This is a genomic window from Pseudazoarcus sp. NS34, from assembly GCF_059703725.1.
This window is the reverse complement of record NZ_BAAKIZ010000002.1, coordinates 353,422-379,051: the sequence shown is the minus strand read 5'-3', so window position 1 is coordinate 379,051 and position 25,630 is coordinate 353,422. Positions and strand designations below refer to the sequence as shown.

23 protein-coding genes and 2 tRNA genes are annotated in these 25,630 nt (G+C 61.2%); 16 read left to right on the top strand and 9 right to left on the bottom strand.

The window, feature by feature from the left end; genetic code table 11:
* Positions 1-35: 35 nt before the first annotated feature.
* Entirely contained in the window at positions 36-1,469 is a 1,434-nt protein-coding gene (thrC, locus tag AC6H0N_RS08135; protein WP_497573592.1) for a threonine synthase, read from the top strand.
* 68 nt (positions 1,470-1,537) lie between these two features.
* Here the strand turns inward: thrC and nadC are convergent, their stop codons facing one another.
* Both nadC and AC6H0N_RS08125 read right to left on the bottom strand, forming a co-directional pair.
* On the bottom strand, positions 1,538-2,386 hold the full coding sequence (gene nadC, locus AC6H0N_RS08130) for a carboxylating nicotinate-nucleotide diphosphorylase (RefSeq protein WP_497573591.1): 849 nt from the start codon (positions 2,384-2,386) through the stop codon (positions 1,538-1,540).
* Between the two features lie 26 nt (positions 2,387-2,412).
* Complete coding sequence (locus AC6H0N_RS08125) at positions 2,413-3,930, bottom strand: NAD(P)H-hydrate dehydratase (protein ID WP_497573590.1); 1,518 nt, start codon at positions 3,928-3,930, stop codon at positions 2,413-2,415.
* A 213-nt stretch (positions 3,931-4,143) separates the two neighbouring features.
* Here AC6H0N_RS08125 and tig point away from each other — a divergent pair, with 213 nt between their 5' ends.
* From tig to AC6H0N_RS08085, 8 genes are all read left to right on the top strand, one after another.
* Positions 4,144-5,451, top strand: coding sequence for a trigger factor (tig, locus tag AC6H0N_RS08120; RefSeq protein WP_497573589.1), 1,308 nt, complete (start codon positions 4,144-4,146; stop codon positions 5,449-5,451).
* Between the two features lie 22 nt (positions 5,452-5,473).
* Entirely contained in the window at positions 5,474-6,109 is a 636-nt protein-coding gene (gene clpP, locus AC6H0N_RS08115) for an ATP-dependent Clp endopeptidase proteolytic subunit ClpP (RefSeq protein ID WP_497573588.1), read from the top strand.
* A 17-nt stretch (positions 6,110-6,126) separates the two neighbouring features.
* Positions 6,127-7,395, top strand: a complete 1,269-nt coding sequence (clpX, locus tag AC6H0N_RS08110) for an ATP-dependent Clp protease ATP-binding subunit ClpX (RefSeq protein WP_497573587.1) — start codon at positions 6,127-6,129, stop codon at positions 7,393-7,395.
* 201 nt (positions 7,396-7,596) lie between these two features.
* On the top strand, positions 7,597-10,005 hold the full coding sequence (lon, locus tag AC6H0N_RS08105; protein ID WP_497573586.1) for an endopeptidase La: 2,409 nt from the start codon (positions 7,597-7,599) through the stop codon (positions 10,003-10,005).
* A gap of 197 nt (positions 10,006-10,202) precedes the next feature.
* Complete coding sequence (locus AC6H0N_RS08100; protein ID WP_497573585.1) at positions 10,203-10,475, top strand: HU family DNA-binding protein; 273 nt, start codon at positions 10,203-10,205, stop codon at positions 10,473-10,475.
* Between the two features lie 39 nt (positions 10,476-10,514).
* Positions 10,515-10,590: transfer RNA gene (locus AC6H0N_RS08095), tRNA-Val, on the top strand.
* A gap of 227 nt (positions 10,591-10,817) precedes the next feature.
* Positions 10,818-12,101, top strand: a complete 1,284-nt coding sequence (gene ectB, locus AC6H0N_RS08090) for a diaminobutyrate--2-oxoglutarate transaminase (protein ID WP_497573584.1) — start codon at positions 10,818-10,820, stop codon at positions 12,099-12,101.
* Positions 12,102-12,171: 70 nt separating this feature from the next.
* The gene (locus tag AC6H0N_RS08085) at positions 12,172-12,357 is read left to right on the top strand and encodes a putative motility protein (protein WP_497573583.1); all 186 of its coding nucleotides are present in this window, start codon (positions 12,172-12,174) and stop codon (positions 12,355-12,357) included.
* Between the two features lie 9 nt (positions 12,358-12,366).
* Here the strand turns inward: AC6H0N_RS08085 and AC6H0N_RS08080 are convergent, their stop codons facing one another.
* Together AC6H0N_RS08080 and AC6H0N_RS08075 are read right to left on the bottom strand one after the other, a co-directional pair.
* Complete coding sequence (locus AC6H0N_RS08080; protein WP_497573582.1) at positions 12,367-12,900, bottom strand: lipocalin family protein; 534 nt, start codon at positions 12,898-12,900, stop codon at positions 12,367-12,369.
* A gap of 35 nt (positions 12,901-12,935) precedes the next feature.
* On the bottom strand, positions 12,936-13,079 hold the full coding sequence (locus AC6H0N_RS08075) for a DUF2256 domain-containing protein (RefSeq protein ID WP_497573581.1): 144 nt from the start codon (positions 13,077-13,079) through the stop codon (positions 12,936-12,938).
* Between the two features lie 92 nt (positions 13,080-13,171).
* Here AC6H0N_RS08075 and AC6H0N_RS08070 point away from each other — a divergent pair.
* Positions 13,172-13,246: transfer RNA gene (locus AC6H0N_RS08070), tRNA-Val, on the top strand.
* Between the two features lie 434 nt (positions 13,247-13,680).
* Here the strand turns inward: AC6H0N_RS08070 and AC6H0N_RS08065 are convergent.
* The gene (locus tag AC6H0N_RS08065; protein WP_497573580.1) at positions 13,681-13,839 is read right to left on the bottom strand and encodes a DUF4113 domain-containing protein; all 159 of its coding nucleotides are present in this window, start codon (positions 13,837-13,839) and stop codon (positions 13,681-13,683) included.
* 206 nt (positions 13,840-14,045) lie between these two features.
* On the opposite strand from AC6H0N_RS08065, the gene AC6H0N_RS08060 reads away from it, so the two are divergent.
* From AC6H0N_RS08060 to AC6H0N_RS08035, 6 genes are all read left to right on the top strand, one after another.
* Positions 14,046-14,288, top strand: coding sequence for a hypothetical protein (locus AC6H0N_RS08060; RefSeq protein ID WP_497573579.1), 243 nt, complete (start codon positions 14,046-14,048; stop codon positions 14,286-14,288).
* An 888-nt stretch (positions 14,289-15,176) separates the two neighbouring features.
* On the top strand, positions 15,177-15,575 hold the full coding sequence (locus AC6H0N_RS08055; protein ID WP_497573578.1) for a hypothetical protein: 399 nt from the start codon (positions 15,177-15,179) through the stop codon (positions 15,573-15,575).
* A gap of 7 nt (positions 15,576-15,582) precedes the next feature.
* Positions 15,583-15,912 carry a hypothetical protein gene (locus AC6H0N_RS08050; protein ID WP_497573577.1) on the top strand — a complete coding sequence of 110 codons (330 nt, stop codon included), beginning with the start codon at positions 15,583-15,585 and terminating at the stop codon, positions 15,910-15,912.
* Complete coding sequence (locus AC6H0N_RS08045; RefSeq protein ID WP_497573576.1) at positions 15,902-16,603, top strand: hypothetical protein; 702 nt, start codon at positions 15,902-15,904, stop codon at positions 16,601-16,603. Before AC6H0N_RS08050 ends, AC6H0N_RS08045 begins: the two co-directional genes overlap by 11 nt.
* Positions 16,604-16,664: 61 nt before the next feature.
* The gene (locus AC6H0N_RS08040) at positions 16,665-18,464 is read left to right on the top strand and encodes a radical SAM protein (RefSeq protein WP_497573575.1); all 1,800 of its coding nucleotides are present in this window, start codon (positions 16,665-16,667) and stop codon (positions 18,462-18,464) included.
* A 2-nt stretch (positions 18,465-18,466) separates the two neighbouring features.
* The gene (locus tag AC6H0N_RS08035; protein ID WP_497573574.1) at positions 18,467-19,069 is read left to right on the top strand and encodes a dTMP kinase; all 603 of its coding nucleotides are present in this window, start codon (positions 18,467-18,469) and stop codon (positions 19,067-19,069) included.
* A 666-nt stretch (positions 19,070-19,735) separates the two neighbouring features.
* Here the strand turns inward: AC6H0N_RS08035 and AC6H0N_RS08030 are convergent.
* From AC6H0N_RS08030 to AC6H0N_RS08015, 4 genes are read right to left on the bottom strand one after another with little or no spacing between them, the layout of a single operon-like run.
* A complete protein-coding gene (locus tag AC6H0N_RS08030) occupies positions 19,736-21,001 on the bottom strand; it encodes a DUF2868 domain-containing protein (RefSeq protein WP_497573573.1) in 1,266 nt (421 codons plus the stop codon).
* Complete coding sequence (locus AC6H0N_RS08025) at positions 20,998-22,068, bottom strand: hypothetical protein (protein ID WP_497573572.1); 1,071 nt, start codon at positions 22,066-22,068, stop codon at positions 20,998-21,000. Before AC6H0N_RS08025 ends, AC6H0N_RS08030 begins: the two co-directional genes overlap by 4 nt.
* Positions 22,069-22,076: 8 nt before the next feature.
* Positions 22,077-25,199 (bottom strand): type I restriction endonuclease subunit R, encoded by a 3,123-nt coding sequence (locus AC6H0N_RS08020; protein ID WP_497573571.1) that lies wholly within the window; start codon positions 25,197-25,199, stop codon positions 22,077-22,079.
* Positions 25,196-25,627, bottom strand: a complete 432-nt coding sequence (locus tag AC6H0N_RS08015; protein WP_497573570.1) for a hypothetical protein — start codon at positions 25,625-25,627, stop codon at positions 25,196-25,198. Before AC6H0N_RS08015 ends, AC6H0N_RS08020 begins: the two co-directional genes overlap by 4 nt.
* Positions 25,628-25,630: the final 3 nt, after the last annotated feature.

Genomic DNA, 25,630 nt, shown 5'->3' with positions numbered 1-25,630 from the left:
GGCTGTCTTTTCGTCGGCTTTTCAGGAATAAAACCGTGAAATACCTCTCGACGCGCGGCCAGCCGGCCGGCCCCGAATTCTGCGACATCCTGCTCGGCGGGCTCGCCCCGGACGGTGGTCTGTACCTGCCCGAGTCTTACCCGCAGATCACGCGCGCCGAACTCGACGCCTGGCGCAAGCTCAGCTACGCCGAACTGGCCTTCGCGGTGCTGTCGAAATTCATCACCGACATTCCGCCGGCCGATCTCAAGGCGATCTGCGACAAGACCTATACCGCCGAGGTGTACCGCCACGTGCGCGACGGCACCGATGCGCGCGACATCACGCCGGTGTCGTGGCTGCAGCCCGGCCGGCTGGGCTTGCTGGAGCTGTCCAACGGCCCGACGCTGGCCTTCAAGGACATGGCCATGCAGCTGCTCGGGAACCTGTTCGAGTACGTGCTGGCCAAGCGCGGCGAGGAAATCAACATCCTCGGCGCAACCTCCGGCGACACCGGCTCGGCGGCCGAGTACGCGATGCGCGGGAAGCGCGGCGTGCGCGTCTTCATGCTGTCGCCTCATGGGCGCATGAGCGCCTTCCAGCGCGCGCAGATGTATTCGCTGACCGACCCCAACATCTTCAACATCGCCGTCACCGGCATGTTCGACGACGCGCAGGACATCGTGAAGGCCGTGTCGAACGACGCAGCCTTCAAGGCGAAGAACCGCATCGGCGCGGTGAACTCGATCAACTGGGCGCGTGTCGCCGCGCAGGTGGTGTATTACTTCAAGGGCTATTTCGCCTCCACGCAGAGCAACGACGAGCAGGTCGCGTTCTGCGTGCCGTCGGGCAACTTCGGCAACATCTGCGCGGGCCATATCGCGCGCCAGATGGGCTTGCCGATCGGTCGCCTCATCCTTGCGACCAACGAGAACAACGTGCTCGACGAGTTCTTCCGCACCGGCGTATACCGCCCGCGTGCAACGGCCGAGACTCACGTGACGTCGAGCCCGTCGATGGACATTTCCAAGGCCTCCAACTTCGAGCGCTTCGTGTTCGATCTGGTCGGGCGCGACCCGAAAGTGGTGGCCGAGCTGTGGCGCGAGGTCGATGCCGGCGGTGCCTTTGATCTGAACGAAACGCCCTACATCAAGCGCATGCCGGGATTCGCATTCACGTCCGGCAGCAGCTCGCATGCCGACCGTCTCGCAACCATCCGCAAGGTGTGGGAGGAATACGGCGTGATGATCGACACCCATACGGCCGATGGCGTGAAGGTGGCGCTGGAGAACCTCAGCGACGACATGCCGATGGTGGTGCTCGAAACCGCCCAGCCGGTGAAATTCGCTGAGACCATCCGCGAGGCCCTGGGCCGTGAGCCGGTCCGCCCGGACGGCTTCGAGGGTATGGAAGAGCTACCGCAGCATGTCGAGGTAATGGCGCCGGATGTTGCGGCGGTGAAGGAGTTCGTACTCCGTCACATCGGCTGAGGAAAACCCGCCCCTGCAAGATAAAACGGCCACCTTCGGGTGGCCGTTTTGCATCGACGGGGGCGCGCTTACTCTTCGATATGTCGCAGCGACAGATCGATGGCGCGCACGTCCTTGGTCAGGCCACCGATGGAAATGCGGTGCACGCCGGTGTCGGCGATGGCGCGCACGCGTTCGAGGCTTACGCCGCCAGAGGCTTCGAGTTCGGCGCGGTCGTTGGTGAGCTCGACGGCGCGACGCATGGTATCCAGATCCATGTTGTCGAGCAGGATCATCTTCACGCCGGCGGCCAGCGCGGTTTCGAGCTGATCCAGGGTCTCGACCTCGACTTCGATGAACACGTCTGACGCAGCGATTTCGCGTGCCCGCGTCACGGCGGACTCGATGCCGCCGGCCGCGATGATGTGGTTCTCCTTGATCAGGATGCCGTCGTACAGGCCGACGCGGTGATTGCAGCCGCCACCGGTGGCCACGGCGTATTTCTGCGCCAGACGCAGGCCGGGCAGGGTCTTGCGCGTGTCCACAATCTTCGCGCGGGTGCCCATGACGGCTTCCACGTAGCGACGCGTGACGGTTGCGGTACCGGACAGTAGCTGCACGAAGTTCAGTGCGGTGCGCTCGGCGGTCAGCAGCACGCGCGCGTTGGCGACGATGTCGCACAGTGGCTGGCCGGGCTCGAGCACGTCGCCGTCCTTCACATCCCACAGCACGGTGGCAGTGGGGTCGAGGGCGAAAAAGGTGGCGTCGAACCACGCGGCGCCGCACATCACGGCAGCTTCGCGTGTGATGACGCGGCCGCGCGCGTCGGTGGCGAGCGGAATCAGGCGCGCGGTGAGGTCGCCGGTGCCGACGTCCTCGGCCAGTGCGGCAGCCACGCTGCGCTGAATTTCGATACGGAGTTGCAGGGCGTTGAGCATGGGTTGAGTGTCCGTGATGGCGTGGGTCAGAGCAGTTCTGAAGGAGGCGCGCAGGCCTGCGTGATCCATGCGTTGAAGGTGGCGCGGGCGGCGTCGATGGCTTCGCCGGCGGTCAGCCCGATCGGGCCGATGCCGGCGGCGGCCAGCTGATCGGCGGCCGCCCCATGCAGATGCACCGCCGCAATCAAGGCCGACTCGGGCGGCCAGTGTTGCGCGATCAGTGCCGTGATCATACCGGTGAGCACGTCCCCCATGCCGGCGGTTGCCATGCCGGGGTTGCCGGTGCAGTTGATCAGCCAGCGTCCGTCGGGCAGCGCGATGATGGTGCCGCAGCCTTTGAGGGCCACCAGGGCGTTGAAGCGCTTGGCCAGTTCGAGCGCCGCGCCGATGCGGTCTTTCTGGACGGCGGCGGTGTTGCTGCCGAGCAGACGGCCGGCTTCGGCTGGGTGGGGCGTGAGAATGGTCGGTGCGTGGCGTGCGGCGCAGATCTGTTCGAGGCGGTAATCCTCGGCGATCAGGTTGAGCGCGTCGGCGTCGAGAATCAACGGGATCGGCAAGGGCAGGGCGCGATCGATGACACGTCGGGCCTCATCCGAAATGCCCAGGCCGGTGCCGACCGCGCAGACGTCGGCGTTGTCGAGCACGACGGCCGGTGTGCGCAGCATGAGCTCGGGCTGCATGGGGTCCACGGTGGGGGCGTCGCGGTCCATCATGCCGACGAAAATGCGTCCGGCGCCGAGCCTGAGCGCGGCGCGTCCGGCCAGCAGTGCAGCGCCGTTCATGCCGCTGGCGCCACCGAGTATGCCGGCGTCGCCGAAGCTGCCCTTGTGGGTGTTGAATGGCCGGGGCATGAGGTGCGCACGAAACAGCGAGGGGCGCACGCGCAGCCCGCCGGCCGCGAGATGAGCCTCGGGGTCGATCTCCAGGCGGTTAACCGTCACGGCGCCGGCGTGGTCGGGTCCGTCAAGAGTCAGCAGACCGGGCTTGAGCGCGAGATAGCTCAGGGTGTGCGTGGCGCGGAAAGCATAGCCATGCACTCGCCCGGTGTCGGCGTCCAGACCGCTCGGGATGTCGATGGCCAGGCGAGGGCCGGGCAGGGCGTTGAGGCGCGCGATCCAGTAGGCGTAATGCCCGTCAACGGCACGTTTGAGCCCGATGCCGAAGAGTGCGTCGACCACCAGCGCCCAGCCTTCGGCAGGAGGTGTCGGCAGATCGGTGAGCGTCTCGCCGCCGGCTTCGTGCCATGCGTGGTAGGCGGCGTGCGCATCTTGCGGAAGCTGATCGGCCTTGCCCGCAAAGGCGACAACCACGGGGCGGCGCGCCTGCAGCAACCTCCGCGCCATGACGAATCCGTCGCCGCCATTGTTGCCGGGGCCGCAGGCAATCAGGATGGTGCCGGGGCGATCCATCGTCAGGCGCACGGCTTCTTCAGCCGCGATGCGGCCCGCGCGCTCCATCAGCGTAGGGTCGGCGCTGGCCTTCGCGCGGGCTTCGATGCTGCGGATGCCGGCGACCTTGTAGATGGGTTCGGGGCGGGCGAACATGGTGTCTCCGGGGCTGTGGTTTGCGAATTGTAAAGCGCGTGCCCGGTGGCGTCTGTGTCAAGTCTGCGCGAGCGGGCAGGCCGTGCCGGTGTGCTAGAATCGGCGGTTAGCGAAAACCTGGGTGTCTCGGCCCAAGCGCCCGTATCGGGTGGCTTTTTCCCCCGCGTTGCGGTGGCCGGCGCCTGTAACTTTGACCTTGTCGGGAAGCAATTGATGGAAAACAACCAGGAAACTTCGAGCGCGCTGGAGCGCCGCATTGACATGACCGTGGCGGTTGCCGATATCGAGAAGGATGTCGAGGCCCGCCTCAAGCGCATGTCCCGCACGGTGAAGATGGCCGGCTTCCGCCCGGGCAAGGTTCCGATGAAGATCGTGGCCCAGACCTACGGCGGCCAGGCGCGCTCCGATGCGATCGGTGCCGCGGTCGAAAAGGCTTTCACCGAGAAGATGCGCGAGAGCGAAGAGCGTATCGCCGGTCAGCCGCGCATCGAGCCGGGTGACAAGGCTGAGGACGGCATGCTGTCGTTCACCGCGATTTTCGAGGTGTACCCGCAAGTGCAGCCGGGCTCGCTGACCGAGCAGACGCTGGAGCGTCCGGTGTTTGCCGTGGGCGACGCTGAAGTCGATCAGACCATTGAAGTGCTGCGCAAGCAGCGCACCAAGCACGAAGCCGTCGAGCGCGCTGCCGCCGAGGGTGACCGCGTGGTGATCGACTTCACCGGCCGCAAGGACGGCGAGGAATTCGAAGGCGGCAAGGCTGATGATTTCCCGTTCGTGATCGGCGCCGGTTCGATGCTCAAGGATTTCGAGGAAGCGGTGACTGGTCTGTCGGTCGGCGAATCGAAGACCTTCGAGATGACCTTCCCGGACGATTACCACGCCGAGAATCTGGCTGGCCAGAAGGTCGAGTTCGATGTCACGCTGAAGGCCGTTGAAGGCCCGATCCTGCCGGAAATCGACGAAGAGTTTGCGCGTGCCCTGGGCGTTGCCGATGGCGATGTCACCAAGCTGCGCGACGAAGTGCGTCAGAACCTCGAGCGCGAGGCCAAGCGCCGTATCCAGGCCCGCGTCAAAGAGCAGGTCATGAACGCACTGATCGCCGTCACGCCGATCGAAGTGCCGAACGCGCTGGTCGAGAGCGAGGCTGGCTTGCTGGCCGACAACACCCGTCGCGACATGGAAATGCGCGGCATGAACATGAAGGACATCCCGCTGCAGACCTCGTGGTTCACCGAGCAGGCCGAACGTCGCGTCAAGCTGGGCCTGATCATGGCCGAGCTGGTCAAGGCCAACGAACTGTTCGCCAAGCCCGAGCAGGTCAAAGGCGTGATCGAGGACATGGCCCAGAGCTACGAGGATCCGTCCGAACTGGTGCGCTGGTATTACTCGCAGCCGGAGCGTCTGTCGCAGGTTGAGGCCGTCGTGATCGAGGACAACGTCGTGGAGTGGGCGCTCGGCCAGGCCAAGACTTCGGATAATCCGATTTCCTTCGATGAACTCATGGGCAATACTGCTGCCTGAACGTACTCAACACGGGACAACGATGAGCAAAGCCAGCGAAATGCACAGCAATTGGGATCCGCAAGCCCTCGGCCTGGTGCCGATGGTGGTCGAGCAGAGCGGGCGCGGTGAGCGCGCCTACGACATCTATTCGCGCCTGCTCAAGGAGCGTGTGGTGTTTCTGGTGGGTCCGGTGAACGACGCCACGGCCAACCTCATCGTTGCCCAGTTGCTGTTCCTTGAGTCCGAGAATCCGGACAAGGACATCTATTTCTACATCAACTCGCCGGGCGGGTCGGTGACGGCCGGTATGGCGATCTACGACACCATGCAGTTCATCAAGCCGGACGTGTCGACGCTGTGCATCGGCCAGGCCGCGAGCATGGGCTCGTTCCTGCTCGCCGCGGGTGCCAAGGGCAAGCGTTTCTGCCTGCCTAACTCGCGCGTGATGATTCATCAGCCGCTGGGTGGTTTCCAGGGTCAGGCGTCGGACATCGAGATCCATGCCCGCGAGATCCTGTACATCCGCGAGCGCCTGAACGGCATGCTGTCCAAGCACACCGGTCAGCCGATCGAGCAGATCGAGAAAGACACCGACCGCGACAATTTCATGAGCGCCGAGGCCGCCGTCGAATACGGCATTGTGGATCGTGTACTGACTTCGCGCGCCGACGTCTGAACAGCGGAGAGAACGACATGACGGACAAGAAGACGGGTAACGACAAGCTGCTCTACTGCTCTTTCTGCGGCAAGAGCCAGCACGAGGTGCGCAAGCTGATTGCGGGTCCGTCCGTCTTCATCTGCGACGAGTGCATCGAGCTGTGCAACGACATCATCCGCGACGAGATGATGGAGAACGTCAGCACCGAAGCCGGTAAAGGCAGCCTGCCGACACCGGCCGAGATCTCGCGCATTCTCGATCAGTACGTGATCGGGCAGAAAAAGGCCAAGCGCAACCTGTCGGTGGCGGTGTACAACCACTACAAGCGCCTGCGCCACATGTCCAACGAAAAGGACGAGGTCGAGCTGTCGAAGAGCAACATCCTGCTGATCGGGCCAACCGGCTCCGGCAAGACGCTGCTTGCCCAGACGCTCGCGCGCCTGCTCAACGTCCCGTTCGTGATGGCCGATGCCACGACGCTGACCGAAGCCGGCTATGTCGGTGAGGACGTCGAGAACATCATCCAGAAGCTGCTGCAGAAGTGCGATTACGACGTCGACAAGGCCCAGCAGGGCATCGTCTACATCGACGAGATCGACAAGATCTCGCGCAAATCCGACAACCCCTCGATCACTCGTGACGTGTCGGGCGAGGGCGTTCAGCAGGCGCTGCTCAAGCTGGTCGAAGGAACGCATGCCTCGATTCCGCCGCAGGGCGGGCGCAAGCATCCCAACCAGGATTTCATCCAGGTCGACACCACCAACATCCTGTTCATCTGCGGTGGCGCTTTCGATGGTCTTGAAAAAGTCATCCGTCAGCGTACCGAGCAGGTCGGCATCGGCTTCGGTGCCGAGGTCAAGAGCCGTGACGGCCGGGCCGCGTCCGAGTTCTTCAGTCAGGTGGAGCCGGAAGATCTGGTCAAGTTCGGCCTGATCCCTGAGTTCGTCGGCCGTCTGCCGGTGGTCGCGACGCTGGAGGAGCTGGACGAGGACGCGCTGATCCAGATTCTCATCGAACCCAAGAACGCGCTGGTCAAGCAGTACCAGAAGCTGTTCTCGATGGAAGGTGTGGAACTCGAGATCCGTCCGGCTGCGCTGCACGCGGTCGCAAAGAAGGCCATTGCTCGCCGCACCGGCGCGCGCGGCTTGCGGTCCATCCTCGAGGCTGCACTGCTCGACATCATGTACGACCTGCCGCAGCTCGAAGCGGTTGAAAAGGTGGTCATCGATGAGGGCACCATCGCAGACGGCGCCCAGCCGCTGCTGATCTACGCTGACCAGCCCAAGGTTTCCGGTTCCAACTGAGCGGTCGTCTGTACGGCATCCCGGCTTGCACTCGACGCCGGGCAGTACCTAAGCTGAAGCCTGAAAGGGCTTCAGCCGCCGCGTCATCTGCCGTCAACATCATCAAGATCTTCAAAAGGCGCGCAGACGCCTGTCCGCAAAGCTTGAATTTCCGGTTCCCGCCCCCAGATGGCTTGGACCGCACCCCTGAGGTTACGAATCATGGCTAGCCAGTCCGAAGTTTCCGCCGATCAGAACGTCCTGCCGCTGCTGCCCTTGCGCGACGTGGTCGTTTTTCCGCACATGGTCATTCCGCTGTTCGTCGGCCGTCCGAAGTCCATCAAGGCGCTCGAGCAGGCCATGGAGGGCGACAAGAGCATCCTGCTGGTCGCGCAGCGCTCGGCCGCCAAGGACGAGCCGTCCGCGGACGATCTGTACGACGTGGGTTGCGTGGCCAATGTGCTGCAGATGCTGAAGCTGCCTGACGGCACCATCAAGGTGCTGGTCGAAGGCGTGCATCGCGCCCACGTGTTGTCGGTCGAAGAGCAGGAAGAGCTGTTCGTCTCGCGTGTTGCGCCCGTGCTGGTTGCCGAGGCTGCCGATAATGAAGTCGAGGCCATGCGCCGCGCGATCATCAGCCAGTTCGATCAGTACGTGAAGCTGAACAAGAAGATCCCGGGTGAAATCCTGGCGTCGCTTGGCGGTATCGAGGACGCGGGCCGTCTGGCCGATACCATCGCCGCCCACCTGCCGCTCAAGCTTGAGCAGAAGCAGGAAGTGCTGGAGATTTTCGAGACGGACGCACGTCTTGAGAAGCTGCTCTCGCAGATCGAAAGCGAGCTCGACATCCTGCAGGTCGAGAAGCGCATCCGTGGCCGCGTCAAGCGCCAGATGGAGAAGAGCCAGCGCGAGTACTACCTGAACGAGCAGGTCAAGGCCATCCAGAAGGAGCTGGGCGAGGGCGAAGACGGCGCCGACCTCGAGGAGATGGACAAGAAGATCCACTCCGCCGGCATGCCCAAAGACGCGCTGGCCAAGGCGGAAGGCGAGTTCAAGAAGCTGCGGCTGATGTCACCGATGTCGGCGGAAGCCACGGTCGTGCGCAACTTCATCGAAACCCTGGTCGGTTTGCCGTGGAAGAAGAAGTCCCGCGTGAGCAAAAATCTGGCCAGCGCCGAGAAGGTGCTCGACCAGGACCATTACGGGCTCGAGAAGGTCAAGGAACGCATCGTCGAGTATCTTGCCGTGCAACAGCGCGTCGACAAGGTCAAGGCGCCGATCCTGTGCCTGGTCGGCCCCCCGGGTGTCGGCAAGACCTCCCTGGGTCAGTCCATCGCCAAGGCCACCAATCGCAAGTTCATTCGTATGGCGCTCGGTGGCGTGCGCGACGAGGCCGAAATCCGCGGTCATCGCCGCACCTATATCGGCTCCATGCCGGGCAAGATCATCCAGAACATGATCAAGGTCGGCGTGAAGAACCCGCTGTTCCTGCTCGATGAGGTGGACAAGCTCGGCCAGGATTTCCGTGGCGATCCCAGCTCGGCATTGTTGGAAGTGCTCGATCCGGAGCAGAACCACACCTTCCAGGATCACTACATCGAGGTCGACTACGATCTGTCGGACGTGATGTTCGTGGCAACGGCCAACACGCTCAATATCCCGGCCGCGCTGCTCGACCGCATGGAAGTCATCCGCCTGTCCGGCTACACGGAAGACGAGAAGACCAACATCGCGATGCGCTACCTGATCCCGAAACAGATCAAGAACAATGGTCTGAAGTCGGGTGAGATCGAGATCACTGAGCAGGCCGTGCGGGATATCTGCCGCTATTACACCCGCGAGGCTGGCGTCCGCAGCCTTGAGCGCGAGATTTCCAAGATCTGCCGCAAGGTGGTCAAGGCACTCGTGATGGCCAAGAAGGGCGACCACATCCAGGTTACGTCCGACAACCTCGACAAGTATCTGGGCGTGCGTCAGTACTCGTTCGGTATGGCCGAGAAAGAGAATCAGGTCGGTCAGGTTACCGGGCTTGCGTGGACCGAAGTGGGTGGCGAACTGCTCACCATCGAGTCTGCCGTGATGCCGGGTAAAGGCGCCATTCAGCGTACCGGCTCGATCGGCGACGTGATGAAGGAGTCCGTCGAAGCTGCCCGCTCGGTTGTGCGCAGCCGTGCTCGCAAGCTTGGGATCAAGGATGAGGTGTTCGAGAAGAGCGACATTCACATCCACTTCCCGGAAGGCGCGATCCCGAAGGATGGCCCTTCCGCGGGTGCCGCCATCACTACCGCGCTGGTGTCTTCGCTGACTGGTATTCCGGTGCGCTCGGATGTCGCCATGACTGGCGAGATCACCTTGCGTGGCGAGGTGTTGCAGATTGGTGGTCTCAAGGAGAAGCTGCTTGCCGCAGTGCGCGGTGGCATCGCCAAGGCATTGATTCCTGAAGAAAACGTCAAGGATCTGGCCGAGATTCCGGAGAACATCAAGAACGCCATCGAGATCATCCCGGTGCGTTGGTTCGACGCCGTGATGGAGCATGCTCTTGAGCGGCAGCCCGAGCCGCTGACGGATGCGGAGGCGGCCGCCGTACCGGCTCCGGCTGCCGAAGGCACCTCGGCTTTACGCGCTCACTAAGCTTCTTCGGGCTCACACCCGCTTACGATGCCGCGCCTTGAGCGCGGCATCGCTTGTTGACACGCTGGAATTGGCCACGCTATAAAAACCTTGCAGCATGGAGGAGATTGCCCGCACAGAGAATTACGGCACACCGTACAAGCGGGTCCGTTCCAATGACACAGCAAGTGATGTCCAACGCCAAGAGGGGGTTCTAAGTGAATAAATCCGAACTGGTCGATGCAATCGCTGCAAGTGCAGATCTTTCCAAAGCAGCGGCTGGCAGGGCGCTCGATGCAACCATCGACGCCGTGCGCAAGGCGCTCAAGAAAGACGACACCGTCACGCTTGTCGGTTTTGGTACGTTTTACGTCGGCCAGCGTGCCGCCCGTAACGGCCGCAACCCCCGTACCGGCAACAGTATCAAGATCAAGGCCGCGAAAATTCCCAAGTTCCGCGCTGGCAAAGGGCTCAAGGATGCAGTAAAGTAGCGCCCCTTGCCGTCGCAACCGTTCGGTTGCGTTCAGCGCGGGTGCTTAGCTCAGTTGGTAGAGCGTCGCCTTTACACGGCGAATGTCGGCGGTTCGACCCCGTCAGCACCCACCAAGCATTGCAGAAGCCCGGGACTTGTCCCGGGCTTTTTCATGTCTTTTCGCAGCGTCTTCTCGTTCATCCAGCGGCCATGTGGTTTGACCCGACACGGATGGTCCGGGATACTGGAACACCCCCGAGTCGTGAAATGGATTGACGTTGCCGCGCAAAATGTTGCCGCAGCGTCTGTTTGTCCATGATCCGATTTTGTACGAGAACAAAACGAAACAGAGGTGATTGCGATGCGAATTTTCGATGAGATGGAATCCGAAGTACGCGGCTACATCCGCTCCTTTCCGGTGGTTTTCGATGTCGCGCGCGGTTCCGAAATGTTCGATGAGCATGGCAATCGTTACATCGATTTCTTCGCCGGCGCGGGAGTGCTCAACTACGGGCACAACAACCCGCGTCTCAGCCAGGCCATGGCCGATTACCTGCAGCGTGGCGGCATTGTGCACGCGCTCGACAAGGCGACGGTAGCCAAACGGGCCTTTCTGACCAAGCTGCGCGACACCATCCTTGCGCCGCGTAATCTCAATTACAAGGTGCAGTTCACCGGCCCGACCGGCACCAATGCGGTTGAAACCGCGCTCAAGCTCGCGCGCATGATCAAGCGCCGCTCAAACATCATCGCCTTCACCAACGGTTATCACGGCCTCACGCTGGGCTCGCTCGCGGTCACCGGTAATTACTACTACAAGGACGAGTCCTACGGCTCGCGCAGCAACAGCGCGTTCATGCCTTTCGATGGTTTCCTCGGCGAGGGGGTCGATTCCGTCGATTACATGCGTCGCTTCCTGGAAGACGGTAGCAGTGGCGTCGACCTGCCGGCAGCGGTCATCGTCGAGACGGTGCAGGGCGAGGGCGGGGTCAATGTCGCCAGTATCGAATGGCTGCAGAAGCTCTCGGCGCTGTGCCGCGAGTTCGACATTCTGCTGATCATCGACGACATCCAGGTCGGTAACGGTCGTACCGGAACCTTCTTCAGCTTCGAGCGTGCCGGTATCCAGCCTGACATGGTGACCTTGTCGAAATCCATTGGTGGCGGCCTGCCAATGGCGTTGCTGCTGATGCGCCCGGACCTCGATCAGTGGAAGCCGGGCGAGCACACGGGTACGTTCCGTGGCAACAATCTGGCGTTCATTGCGGCGACCGAGGCGTTGGCTTACTGGGAGAACGATGACCTTGCCGCGGCCGTCGCCCACAAGGGCGAGATTATCCGCAGCGAGCTTCAACGCATCGCCGAGCGCTTCCCGCAGTTGCAGGCGAGCGTGCGTGGTCTGGGCATGATCTGGGGGCTGGAGCTGCCGCAGGCGGGCGTTGCAGGCGAGACCTCCGCCGAGGCGTTCTCGCGTGGTCTGGTTATCGAGACGGCCGGCGCGGACGACCAGGTGCTCAAGTTCCTGCCGTCGCTGCTGATCGAAGAGGAGACCCTGCGCGAGGGCCTCGCCATTGTCGAAGCGTCGCTGGAAGCCTTGCTCGACAAGCGGCACCGCATGCTCTCGGGCCAGCACGAAAATGTTTGAGTCAGTGGCCTCAAGTTTTTCCGGGCGCTGCCGTTAACACCAGAGAGTTCCACCTTTACGGGATATCGTCATGGATGTTTCTTCGATCGCTGCTTATGCCTCGGCCAATGCGCGTCAGCAAGTGCAGGCCGAAGCCTCGGTGCTGATGCTGAAGAAAGCACTGGAGATGCAGGAGCAGAACGCAGCCTTGCTGCTGCAGGCTCTTCCGGCCATTCCGTCCGGATCAGCCGGTAGCGTCATCAACACCTGGGCGTAAATGCCTCGATCAGCGCGCAGTGTGCGGCGAACGCACGATGCGCGCTGGGTCGAAGCCGCGCTCCGACAGTCGCCCGATCAGATCATCGACCCGCTGCTCGGCCACTTGCGGGTCGCGCGCAAGAATCCACAGATACTCGCGAGAAGGTTCGCTGACGGCGACCAGCGTGTAGGCCTCGTCCAGTTCGATCACCCAGTAGTCACCCCACACCAGCGGCAGCCACGACAGCCAGGCCGGCGCGAAGCGCACTTCCAGTTTCGGCGAACCCGGCGCAGCGATCAGACGGGCGACACCCTTTGCCTCATCGAATTCTCCGCTGGCCGTGCGACAACGGTTGAGTACCGTGATCGTCCCGTCGGGCTCTCGTGCGTAGCTTGCCGTCGTGTCCGAGACGCATTGCTTCTGGAAGCGGTTTGGATACTTCGCGATTTCGTGCCAGGTGCCGAGATAGCGCTGCAGATCCAGCTGCTCGATCGTGCGCGGCGCGTCCGCATGTGCCAGAGGCAGGCAAAGGAGGAGCATCATGCCGAGGTACTTGTTCATTGTGCCGATTCCATTTGGATGAGTCTTCCGGGCGTTCAGTGTGTGCGCTTCGCCGAGTATCGGCAGCGCTCGGAGCAATAGCGCACCTCTTCCCAGGCGCGAGCCCACTTTCGACGCCAGCTGAAGGGCCGGCCGCAGTGCAGGCACGGCTTGCTCGGCAACTCTGATTTTCTTCGCATGCGCGTTCGATGGTTGCGCCGGGATGTGGTTCCCGCGTCGGAGTGTGTTGACGCGTCGCGCCTGCGCACATAGAATCCCGCTTCTTCTTCCGGGGCGGTTAGCTCAGCGGTAGAGCACTGCCTTCACACGGCAGGGGTCACTGGTTCGATCCCAGTACCGCCCACCAAAAGAAGTAAATAAATCAACGGTTTGAGCTTTCGGCTCAAACCGTTTTTTATTTCGTACGGAAACGGTACGGAAAGACGTTAAGGCGACTACGCATCCAGTTGCGTGGATTCCAGGTAGGTTTGGCAGCCGTCGGACGATCGGTTGGCTGCGTACTATGGTGCGTACCTTCAACTGCGTACCAGCTACAGGGAACACTGTCGGGAGCTATCGCCAATTCGCGAATGGAGGGTTTCGGTTGCGCCTCCCGTGAATCGGATCGCTCTGATTCCGCCAGTAGGTTGGTTTGCGGGGGGCCGTTGCTCTGAACGCCACGAACGGGATGCATTGCCCACGTTGGCCTTCCCGGCGCATAGCAGCGGCATCACGCACTGAACACGGCAAGCCGGCTCACGGCGCCGATCAACCAAGTTGCCTTTCGTTGAGCGTCGCCAATCATTCAAGCGTCTGCACGGTCTGGCAGGTCCTGCTCATCGCCTGATGAGGCGTATGCGCCGTCACCGTCGGCAGGTCATCCCAGTCGGTCGTGTAGCTCCGTGACTGCCATTCCCGACGTATCCGCTTCCGTGCGAGTGTTGATGCACAGGTGGGCAACCCGTTCTGGTAACGTCGGCACGAGACACTGCTAGCGGGGCGCCTGGTGTTTGATCTCAATATTTACAGGCGCAGGTGCCAATGATCAGAGGCTCTCCTCGGTGGCTTTGAGCACCGGGAATGCAGAGCGTGCCGGTTGTGGCTAGACTCTGTCGAATCGGCCGCCGACGCCCGCGTGCATGATCTGTTAGCTGAGAAGGCAATCCATGTCGCTTGAAGCTTCATCGCTACTGGGTTCATCTGCCGATGAACCGGAGATCGACGAGATCGAGACGCTTTCGTACAGTATGTTGCCAAACACGCCGGAGAATCAGCGTCGCGCTATTGTGGCCGAGGCGCGACGCTTGCGTGCGCGGCTCTTATCGATACCGTTCTACGCGGACAAGGAGCGTCGCAATGGGCCGCGCTGCTGGATTCAGTTGGCGATGAGTTACGGAGGTGAGGAGTAGCCCGTGCACGACTCAAACATAGCTCCAGATGTAGCTTTGTTGGTTGGCCTGCCGGGTGACGGCAGGGTGCGAGACCCGATTGCTGACGCAGCGGATGTGATGCTGGACGGGATGGAGCCCAAGCGTCGCAGTGCTATTGAGGCGGAAGCGCGCCGCTTGCGAGCGCGGCTCTTGTCAATACCTTGGTACTCAGCCAAGGAAGAGAGGCGTGGCGCGCGGTGCTGGATCATGTTGGCGCTCAGCTACGGGGGCGAGGACTAGACTGCGAGTCTTCTGAGATCTTATGCAAGCGCACGGACAGCCCGGTTCGCGACGGACTGACGTCAAAGCAGTTCCGCGCCGCGCTGGAGGGTCGGCGCACTGAGGCCGGCGTGACTGCGCTCGAAGCGCAAGGCTCGCTCAACATCGCTGAAGGCTGAGGCCGGGTCACGCCGAATTGATATGCTCGGGAGGTGGCCGTGCCCCTACCGTATGCCGACTTCGCGGATGTCGCTGCGTAGCCCGGCACGAGGGACTATCTTGTGGTAGCCGCCAGAATGAAGGGTGGGGCGCCTGGCCTTCCCCGCCCGCGAGGCTGCGGAAACCTCGCCACCATCGCTCAAAGTCGCCAGACCGATGAATCTCCGCGATCCGACCGCAAATGGCTAGGGGAGAAAACTGTATCGGTGGCGTTACAAGAGCGCAATCGTGTTGCGTTTTATCTCAAATGAATGTGGGACATATACTTCGCATCGTGTCTTGAGTGGTCATAGCTCAGACATTTCCGTTTGGGCGGCCCTTGTGCCAGCCATCCTTACTGGACTTACCCTTGGAGTGGCTTTGCGAATCCTTGCAAACGTTGTGCTGTCAGTGATTGGGGTCCTCGCATTGTATTGGACGCTCGACTCCATGTTCCAAGGTACGGTTGGATTGATAGAGTTGTCCGGCATGGAGTTGATGTTCCTGGCCCTGTACGCGGCGGCGGCCAGACGCATATGGCATCGATTGGCATCGCATGGTGCTGGCGTTGCGGCATCCGTGCTGACCCTTCTGAAGTCTGCAGCCTGGTGTTTTCTTGGCATCTCGTTGCTTCTGGTGGTGGTGTTCGTGATTGCGCAATTTGATAGTGCGCCGTCGTCCGCACCTTATCGCGCCGACGATTTGTCGGAGGAAACCTGGTTGCAGGCGGCATGGCTTGGCGCGCTGCTGATTAGTGCTTACCTCGCAGCCCCGCGCCTCGAGGTGGCGACACCCAGCCAAAGCGTGCAAGAAGCTGACCTTCCTTTTTCAGAAGAACCTCGGACCTAAGATCGGAATGAAGTACATCATCGCGGCTTTTTCTGTATTGGCGCTTTCCAACTTGGCTCACTCGGAAGACCCGGCACGCCTGATTGAGGGGTGCAAGGAGCTGGTGAGGATTTACGATAAACATGGTGAGCGGCAAGCGATGGTGGGCTTCACCACATCGGTTTCTGACGCAATGCGGGCTGGATACTGTCGTGGCGTGATCGACGAGTATCGCCGTGCAGGCCGGTCTGCTCTGTGCAGATATCAAGGTTGGCACAGCCAGGCGATGAAGATTGCAAGCACCACGACCACCGGTCAGACAGTAAGCGAGTTGTTGGAGCGTTCTTGTGGTCGCTAGCGACGGACTGACACTCCAGCAGGCGGTAGGGGATGCGCTGGGCGTGAAGCTGTCCGATTACCCATCTCTGCGCAACGCCGCAAATACCTTGTTGAAAGCGTTGGAGAAGGACAGGGTTTTCGTTATTGCGAAGGTGGATTTCGAGTCGGGACACAACAACAAGAAGAAAAACCTGATTTCGCCCAGAGACGCCGCATGTTTGACGAATGCAGTGATCCTGAATGGTATCTACGCACAACCCAAGGTCGTGGTCGGTTTGATCGCTGGGAAGCTCGATCGCGTCCGCTACGCAGTGTGCGCGCGGGATCTACTGCTTGGCCGCCAAACCGTCGCAGGTATTGGCTTGGTCAGGCCGGAGCTGGTTCGGCTCCTGGATATGCTCGGTTCAGAAACAGTTGATTTGCGCACTGAACCGTTGCCAAACCCGTTTGCAGATGCCTTGCCGCAGATGGGTGTTGGCCCGGTCGCGGAGGCAGGTTCGCTTTTTCGTCTCGTCGCGCTGCAGTCGGCAACGCTAGAGCTTGGCGACAGCATGTTGGCCTACTACCTGGATGGGGCGCTTGAGCAAGCCTATCAGGCAGCGATGGAGGTCGAGACGGATAGCCCGATCTTGACGAAGTACAAGCAGCTCATCGTTTCGGAGTACAACGAAGCAAAAGCCTTTGCCGACTTGCTCGACGAATGGCGATAGTGATGCTTGTGTGTGGATTCCACACATCAAAACTGGCTCTGTCTTTATCACGGAGCCCATCATGGCCAAGCATGCTGCTTCAAACATCTCGATCGACCCCGCGGTCGCAAGCATCGACCTCTCGGCGGTTCGTCGCCATCTGACCAGTAGCTCAGCAGCGACTTTTTCTCAGGAGCAATGGGAGGGGGCGGAGCTTGAGTACCGGCAGTACTTGACGATACGGCGGCAGTTCCCAGGCCGCTTTCTGATGCCGCTCGGGGTGGCACGCACGGTGTGGCAGGCACACATCGTTGATACGCGGGCATACCGCAGTGACTGCACCCGTATTTTTGGCCGATACCTCGACCATTTCCCATACCTCGCGCTTTCGAGCGATCAGGGGGTGCAAGAGCAGCAAGAGGCCGAGAGTAACTACACAGCGCTTCTTCGTCGCCAGCATCAAACCTCAGTCCAGCACTGCTCGTCATCGCCGGCCTCGCGCTCTGGCAGCGATGATCTGGGAGGCTTGGAGTTACGGGCCCGTCCCAAGGTTGTTTTGGTGGCATTGCCCTGGGCTCGTGAGGGACGGCAACTTGCCCCGCTTGGTCACGCGTCAATTTCGGCGCGACTACGAACTGATCCCGCGATCTGCCTAGAAGAGATCGTGCGGCCGGTCGGTGATCGACCATTCCCCTCGGCGACCGTCGCAGCGGAGATCATGGCTTGCTTTGCCGCGGGGGACGCGAATTCGACGGTGGCAATAGGCGCATACGTTTGGAACGACGAGCAGGTCAAGGAGCTTGTTGGTCATCTGCGTAGCCTTGGCTTCTCGGGCCGAATCATTCTCGGCGGGCCTCAGATTTCCTACGCCACAGGTGGTCTTGAGCAGCTTTACCCAGGCGTGGACTGCTTCGTCCGGGGAGCTGGCGAAAACGCACTTTATGCCCTCGTGAGCGGTCGTGATCCTGCCGCTATCGCTGGCGTTCATGTTGTTGGAGCATCTGATAAGGGTATTCAGGCCCGCGCGGATCTTGACTCGCTCCCGTCGCCGTATCTCACTGGTCTGCTTGACCCTGCAGCCGGCGGGTCAATTCACTGGGAGACACAGCGTGGATGCCAGTTTCGCTGCTCGTTCTGCCAGCACCGCCAGCCGGGGAAGGAGTCTGCGGTGATCAAAGTTGATCGTGCGCGCGTGTACGCAGAGATTGCCCTGTTCTGTGCAGCCAAGACCCCTCGAATCTCTGTTCTTGATCCGATCTTCAACCGAGACAAGCAATGGGCGACGGACATCCTCGATCGTTTCGCGGAGAGAGGCTTCAGCGGCGAGATAGCGCTTCAGTGTCGTCCCGAGATGATTGATTCAAGTTTTCTTGACGCTGCAGCCAAGCTTGATGTGACCTTGGAGTTCGGCCTTCAGTCGGTTGTGGATGCCGAAGCTCGTGCAGTTGATAGGCCGAACAATCTGGGGAGGGTTGAGGAGGTCTTGTCGCAAGTGCAGCAGCGTGGAATTCGCCATGAAGTGTCTCTGATCTATGGACTGCCTAAGCAGACCTTGGCGACGTTCCGTCAGAGCATTGACTGGTGTCTCAAACGCAACGTCCAGACTCTTCGTGCGTTTCCGCTACTCCTGCTTCGCGGTACTCCGCTGGCGGATCAGCGGCTGAAGTGGGGCATGGAGGTAAAGCCTGGGCCGGTCCCACTCGTGACTGCTTCGGCAAGCTTCAGTGCTGACGAATGGAGGCAGATGGACGCCCTTGCACATGCGCTTTCCGCGACGGAGGGAGCTCATCCCGGTTCGGTCGAAGAGCTGTTGATCCCTTCGGCACAGAACAGCCGAGTGGGCATTCCTGCCGAAATTCGAGCATTGGAGAAGAGCCTGTGAGCATGAAAAAAGGAATCTTCGTTGTTTTTGAAGGGCTCGACGGATCTGGAAAGAGTACTTGCGCACAGCGCACGGCCCAGCTGCTCGGTGCGCGTCACATGAGAACGCCCGATGGTGATTTGCTAGAACACCGCGAGAGAATTCTGAACTCATTTGAGGGGAGTCAGGAGGCTGCGCATTTGCTCTATTTGGCTTCTGTGGCAAGCGCATCGGCCAAGATCACAAAGTACCTGGACGCCGGGGAGTCTGTTGTCTTGGATCGATACCTGCTTTCTACCCAAGTTTATGCAGAGTTTCGCGGCTCCACGCTCCAGATTGAAGACTCGGTTGCCCACGTACTTCGTTCGGCAGATCTCACCGTGTTCTTGGATGCGCCTCTCAATGTGCGATGTGCGCGGGTGCGCTCAAGATCGCAGATCGTGGCGAATGACGATGCGCAAACGCTTGTGGCCGACGCGGATTCGTCCTTGCGTAAAGGCTACATGCGGCGCTTAGAGTCGCGGATTGTTGGCCGGGCACTTGTTCTCGATTCTTCGACCTTGACGGCCGAGCGCGTCGCCGAGGTGGTTGCTCGGGAGGTTGCCGAGCTGGGAGGGGCGCTGTGATGGGAGTCGAACTGTCAAAACATGCTCAAACACGGCTTCAGCAGCGGGCCATTCCTGAGTTAATCGTTGACTGCCTCGTTAGATTCGGGAGCCGCCAGCCAGCCGGTGACGGCGTTTGGAAATGCTTCTTCGACAAGAGATCACGACGCAAGCTAGCGGGCTACGCCGGACCGCTAGCGAATCAGTTGGACGCTTACTCCGATGTGTACGTCGTGGTGTCGGCAGACGAGAAAGTCGTCACAGCGGCACATAGATTAGAGCGCATCAGGAGGGCCTAGCATCCCTATGGGGCGGAGGGCGCACTTTGCACGTGCCAGCCGTCCCTCGTGCTTCGTCGCGGCGTAAATTTGGTCGCTTGATATCTGGTCGGGTCAGCAGACGTACGGTGTGAATTGGGCGTGAATCGCTGTTTGAATTTTTCTTGCAGACTTAGCACCAAGAATGCGCACGGCAAAGCGCACAAGAAAGCGCACAAAGCGTCGCGTCGACGTTGGCCATACTCGTCATCGAGAACTCCATGGGGATGCGTTGAACGGACGCAGCATGCTGTCTGTCTTTCTACCCGTCCAGCGAGCAATCGCACGTCAGATCGTTCTCGCGCAGCGCTGCTTACGGATCGTCGAGTGCTGTAGGTGCCGCATCCAGTGCCTAGCGGACATCTTCAGATTAAGGCTGTTTCGGTCGTATTGTCGCGAGCAGCAGCAGGACGCAAAGTCCTCCCGCAAGAAGCCAAGGGCTCCGGACAAATACGAAGCTGGCAGCCAAAACGATCCCTATCGTCCATAAGATCGGCCTTACGGTATTCGCGATTCTTCGCATGACCTTGTGCGCGGGTTCGGCAGCCCGATCAACGTTTTGTTTCCCGAGTTCCTTCAGATTTTCTAGCTCAGCCGGTGTTTCCGTGGAGTCTTTTGGAAGATCGGTTTCAACTGGATCCGATAGTCCAGTTCTCTGCTCACCGAATTCGTTAGAGTCCGGCCGGATCGACTGGAACGTCTCGCGCCGTTCTGGATCACCCGGTACTCCCTCGCAGACGAGGTGAGCGAACGTGCGATCAGCGGGGTCAAGACGAAGCTTGCGTCGGCCAGCCGTCAGGCGCATCCAGCACATCAACCAAAGCAGCAGTCTTGGCAGAAGACCATAGACCGTCAGGCAGCCGACGAACCAACCGGTCCATGCGCGGCGTGCTGCTTCATCGGTTAGAGGCACGTTGCTCGACGAGACGACACTTGCGTCGGGGACGGGGAAGCCGATCATCGCTGGAGCGATGCCGAAGAACTGGACCATCCAGACCAATGTGTCCTGCGTCAGCCAGGTCGTCTCCCAGACGAATGTGTACCCGCGAAAAGCGAGCGCGCCTACAAGGCCGGCCAGCATCCCGAGCGTCGCGACTGCCCAAACCCCGTGCGTCATACTTCCGAACCACCAGCGGGTAAGGCCCGACTTGTCGTGGAGAGTTAACAAGGGTTGGACGAACTGATCAGATTGCCCCGGGAAATGCGAAATGACCCAAGGCCATAACGCACCAACACCGATGTGCCGCCGGCCTGACGAAAAGAAGCCGCAAGTCCACACCGCGAGCATGAGTAGGTTTGAGCCCAAAAGACCTAGAAGTGCCCACAGCGCGTTGATCTGGCGTGAGCCCTCATCGAAGCCAAGCGCAGCAGCTATTCCCGCGAAGAAAATCAGGACAGCCAGGACGAGCATCAGGGAGCGACTGATCGACAGCCATCGGTTGAGCTTATCGACTAAGCCTTCCCGATCAGCAAGAAGCACTCCGCGCGCGACGATCTGTCCTTCGGGGTCGGAGGTTTCAGCAGTAGCTTGTCGTACCTCGTCGTAATCGGACAGTCGCCCGTCGGTACGCTCGATCTCGCTAATGGCTTGAGCAAGCCAGCGAGACTCGAAGCGACTGAGCTTATTGGGGTTCAAGCGGGCTCCCGCAAAGTGTGTCGCGTGATCCGGATGAGCGTAGAAGACAACACCGACCAGAACAGTCCGATGAGTGCGACTAAAAGTCCTAGGGTGGCGGACACAAGAAACCACACTTCATTCGAGTAGCGCATCGAAGCTCGAATGATTCTGCTTTTGCCGAGCAGTTCCAGCCGGCCGACGACCTTGTCGGCGCCGAGGGCTTCGGTTGCTCGTTGCAGATGCCTTGCGTCTGACGCAGAGTCGATGTGCTGTATTACGTGCAGCCCGCGCGCGAGGCCGAGGCGGTCGTAGATCGAGCCCATGTTACCGACGACGCGGCTTGCCCCTGCGATGCGAGGCGTTTTGATCACACGCAGCAATTCATCCCTGGAGCGAACGCTGCCCATACGCTTCCAGTCGATGCTCTTCGCTGCATCTGTGAAGGAGGCGGTTAGCTTGTTGGAGAGTTTGCCCATCCGGCGAGCAGTCTTCGCTGCGCTCGCACCGATTTTCACTGAGTAAGCTGTACCCCCACTGAAAACTGCCGCCCCAGTCGCTGCTAGTCCGACTGCGGACAGGGTCAAATCCACAGCGTCTACCTCAGCCCCGCTCGCGTACCTCCCGCCCTCACGTGCGACGCCCACCACATCTCCAATCGGCGTCAGGTCGGTGATTCGACAGAACAGTACGGCGGAGAGGTCGCAACTCGCTGCGTCCCATACGCAGGCCGCGCAGCGTTCTGCCCTAGCGACGACACTGTGATCCTGTGAACGCAAGTCTTGCTCACGCGCAAGAAGTGGTGGGAATAGCTGGAATCCGCGTTCACTCGCAACGGCCAGAACCCCGTCGATTGCCACCCAGTTGCGCTGCTCAGCCGCGAGTAGATCATTCAGGCGCTGTTCAACGGTCGATTGCGACACGTGCTCTGCCATCATTCGATCAAGCACCGCGCTTAGCTTGTCGCGCTTCACCTGCATCGCGTCCGCCAGGATCGGCTCTCGACTGATCTCCCAGACGGACCAAGCCGTTGCAGCGGACGACGCCACGAGCAATACGGCAAACGCCTTCCGCAGGAATGCTTTCACGCGATCGTTCAGCCTTTGGTGGAAGCTGTTTCTCGCAGCGTCTCATACAGACGACCCGGCCCCATCAGGATGGCCTTGATCTCTGCCCGGATGCGCTCCGATTCCAGCGCCTGCTTGCTCATGTGCGTGAAGGATGCCAATGCGTCCATCACGGCGTCGAGGATGCGCGCGTCGAGGTCGGGGGAGTTGTTGAACTGCTCCTTGGTGTTGTTTACCGCCTGTTCGATCAGCGTCTCGCATTCGAGCAGCTTGCCCTTGATGGCGTTGTTCACATACACGAGCTTGTCGCCCGGCGTCAGTTCGCCCTCAAAGAGCTGATTCACGCGAGCGATGATCTCTTCGAGCAGCGCCTCTTCCTTGTCCTGAACCTTACCGCTGCCGCTCTCGCCGGTGGGCAGGATGCGGTAGTCGCGGTCGCCCGAGTCAGCGGTGCCAAGGCCGTGCTTGCGGGTGCCGAGGTCTTTGAGCGTGTAGTGCGTGAGCGCCAGCGACGACAGATCGACGCCCTCGTGCTCCCGGCCGAAGTCGAGCAGGCGGTGCAGCATCTTGAAGAAGATCGCGCGTTTCTCGATGTCGGTGTTGCCGTAGTCGATCATCTGGCTGAGGAAGGCATACAGGCGCGTGAAGGTGCCGATGTCGCGCTTGAAAAGTGTCAGCGCGTCCATCTCGTCCTTGGCATCCTTCGCCGCCTTGGAGCCTTCTTCCGATTCGCGGAACACCGCCAGAGCGTGCTTGAAGCGCGTCAGCAATCGGTTGGCAACCGGCGCGATGGCGGCATCAAGCTCTGATTGCTTGTTATTCGTGAGCACCGCCTGCACCACCCGATCGACCTCGAACGTGTCGTACAGCCCCTGGCCGTCGAGCTTCGCGCGCAAATCGAGGATGAGCGCGGGGTCGGTTACGTCAGCCAGTTCCGCTGTGGCGTGGTACTGCCGGAAGGCGGCGAGGATTTCGTCCGGGTCATTCACGAAATCGACCACGTAGGTGTCTTTCTTGCCGGGGTGCGCACGGTTCAGGCGCGAGAGCGTTTGCACCGCCTGCACGCCGCCAAGGCGCTTATCCACGTACATGCCGCACAGCAGCGGCTCGTCGAAGCCGGTCTGGAACTTGTTCGCCACCAGCAGGATGGCGTACTCACCCTCTTTGAAAGCGCTGCGGATGTCCTGGCCCTTCAGCATAGGGTTCAGCTCCTTGCTGAACTCCGTCACGGCTTCGGGGAACGTGTCCGTATCAAGCACCTCACCCGAGAACGCCACCAGCGTGTTCAAGCCGTAGCCATGCTCGACGATGTATTTGCGCATCGCCACCTGCCAGCGCACAGCTTCCTTGCGGCTGCCGGTCACGACCATTGCGCGCGCCTTTCCGCCGAGCAGCGGGGCAACATGCTTGCGGAAGTGTTCCACCACGATCTGCACGCGCTGCGCGATGTTGTACTCGTGCAGCCGCACCCAGCCCATGATGCCCTTGAGCGCCGCTCCCTGATCGACCGCCTCAACCACCTTCCCCTCATGCACGAGGTTGAAAGCCATCTTGTAGCTCGTGTAGTTGCGCAGCACGTCGAGGATGAACTCCTCCTCGATGGCTTGGCGCATCGAATACACGTGGAAGGGCGCGGGCAGGTTGTCGCTGGCGGCCGGCCGGCTCGGGTCAGGCCGCGTGCCAAAGAGTTGAAGTGTTTTGTCCTTGGGCGTGGCGGTGAAGGCCACGTAGGTGATGCCCTGGCTGTCGGCGTTGGCCTTGGCCGCCATTTGTGCGGCGAGCAAGTCTTCAGTGCCGAATTCGCCGCCGTCCGCCAGCTCCGCCTGTTCCTCGGCCGACAGCACCAGCTTGAGCTGCGCCGCCGTCTCGTTGGTCTGCGAGGAATGCGCCTCGTCCGCAATCACCGCAAAGCGCTTGCCTTGCGTCGCCGCCAGCTCGCGCACCTTCTCCAGCGCGAACGGGAAGGTCTGGATTGTGCACACCACGATCTTCTTGCCGCCCGCCAGCGCCTGAGCCAGCTCCTGGCTCTTGGACGCACCTTCGCCCTTGATGATCGCTACTACGCCCTTGGTACGCTCGAAGCCTTCGATGGCCTCCTGCAACTGCTGATCCAGCACATTGCGGTCGGACACCACGATGACCGAGTGGAACACCTTGGCGTTGTCCGCGTCGTGCAGGTCGGCCAGAAAGTGCGCCGTCCAGGCAATCGAGTTGGTCTTGCCCGAGCCGGCGGAATGCTGGATCAGGTACTTGCCGCCTGGCCCCTCGCGGCGCACCGCGGCCACGATGGCGCGAGTACCGTCGAGCTGGTGGTAGCGCGGGAAAATCCAGCCGGTCGTCTGATGTTTCTTGTTCTTCACCGGCACCATGTAGCGGCCAAGAATCTCCAGCCACGAGTCGCGCTGCCACACCTCGCGCCACAGGTAGTCCGTGGCATAGCCCGCCGGGTTCGGCTGGTTGCCTGCGCCGCCGTTGCAGCCCTTGTTGAACGGCAGGAAGACCGACTGCAGGCCGTCGAGCTTGGTGCACATCTTCACTTCCGAGTTCGACAGAGCGAAATGCACCAGCGCCCCGCCCGGAAAAGCCAGCAGTGGTTCGGCCACGTTCTTGCCCGGCACTCGCGGCAGGCGGTCGGTCTTGTACTGATAGACGGCGTTCTCCACCGCCTGTGTGTAGTCGGTCTTGATCTCGACGGTCGCCACCGCCAGCCCGTTGAGCGTCAGCACTACGTCGATACGGTTCTCGTTGTGCTGCGAGTAACGCACCTGCTGGATCACGCGCAGCCGGTTGGCGGCGTAGCGGGCCTGCAAGTCGGCGTTCATCGCCAGGGCAGGGCGGAACTGCGCCATCTGGATCGGCTGCCGTAGCCCGACCATCTCAAAGCCTTCGCGCAGCACGTGAAGCGTGCCGTGGGTGTCCAGCGTCTTGCGCAGGCGAGACGCCACCTCGTTGGTGGTCTTGCTGCCATAGGTCTTCTGCAATTGCTCCCACACCTTGGGCTGCGAGGCTTCGATCCATGCTGCCAGATCGCCGGGGTGGATGGCGTTGGCGCGATCCCAGCCGGCGTCGTTGGCGTCATGCAGCCAGCCGACGGCGGCCAGGTCGGCGCAGATTTCAGTCTCAAAGACGATTTCGGTGTGGATGGCGGTCATGAGAGTCCGATGCCCTTTTTGAGCAGGCTGATGATTGCGTCTTTGCCAAGGTGCCGGGCACCCTCGCGGAGCCAGTAGAGCAACTCTTCGTCGGCATCAGGCGCGTCAAATACGACGCTTTGGCCGGTCTTGAACGTGAAGTGCTCGGCCATGCGTTGTGCCTCGAATCGGGCCGCACTTTTAGGGTGGGAAAAGGCCGTGTGCAGTTCGGCGTAGCGAGCGATCGCGTTGCTGGCGATCAGAAAGCTGAGCACTCGGCTCGTGCGGGATTCGTCGCCCTGCCAAAGCACATCGACCCATGCATCTTCCTCGTCCTCTTCCATGGGAACGGGCTTGATCAAGGTGCCGTCGGTCAGCGAGCGAGCACACTTGACGCCTTCGACCTGCTCGCCGTCATACAGCGGTATCAGGTTGGCGATGAAGTTCACCAC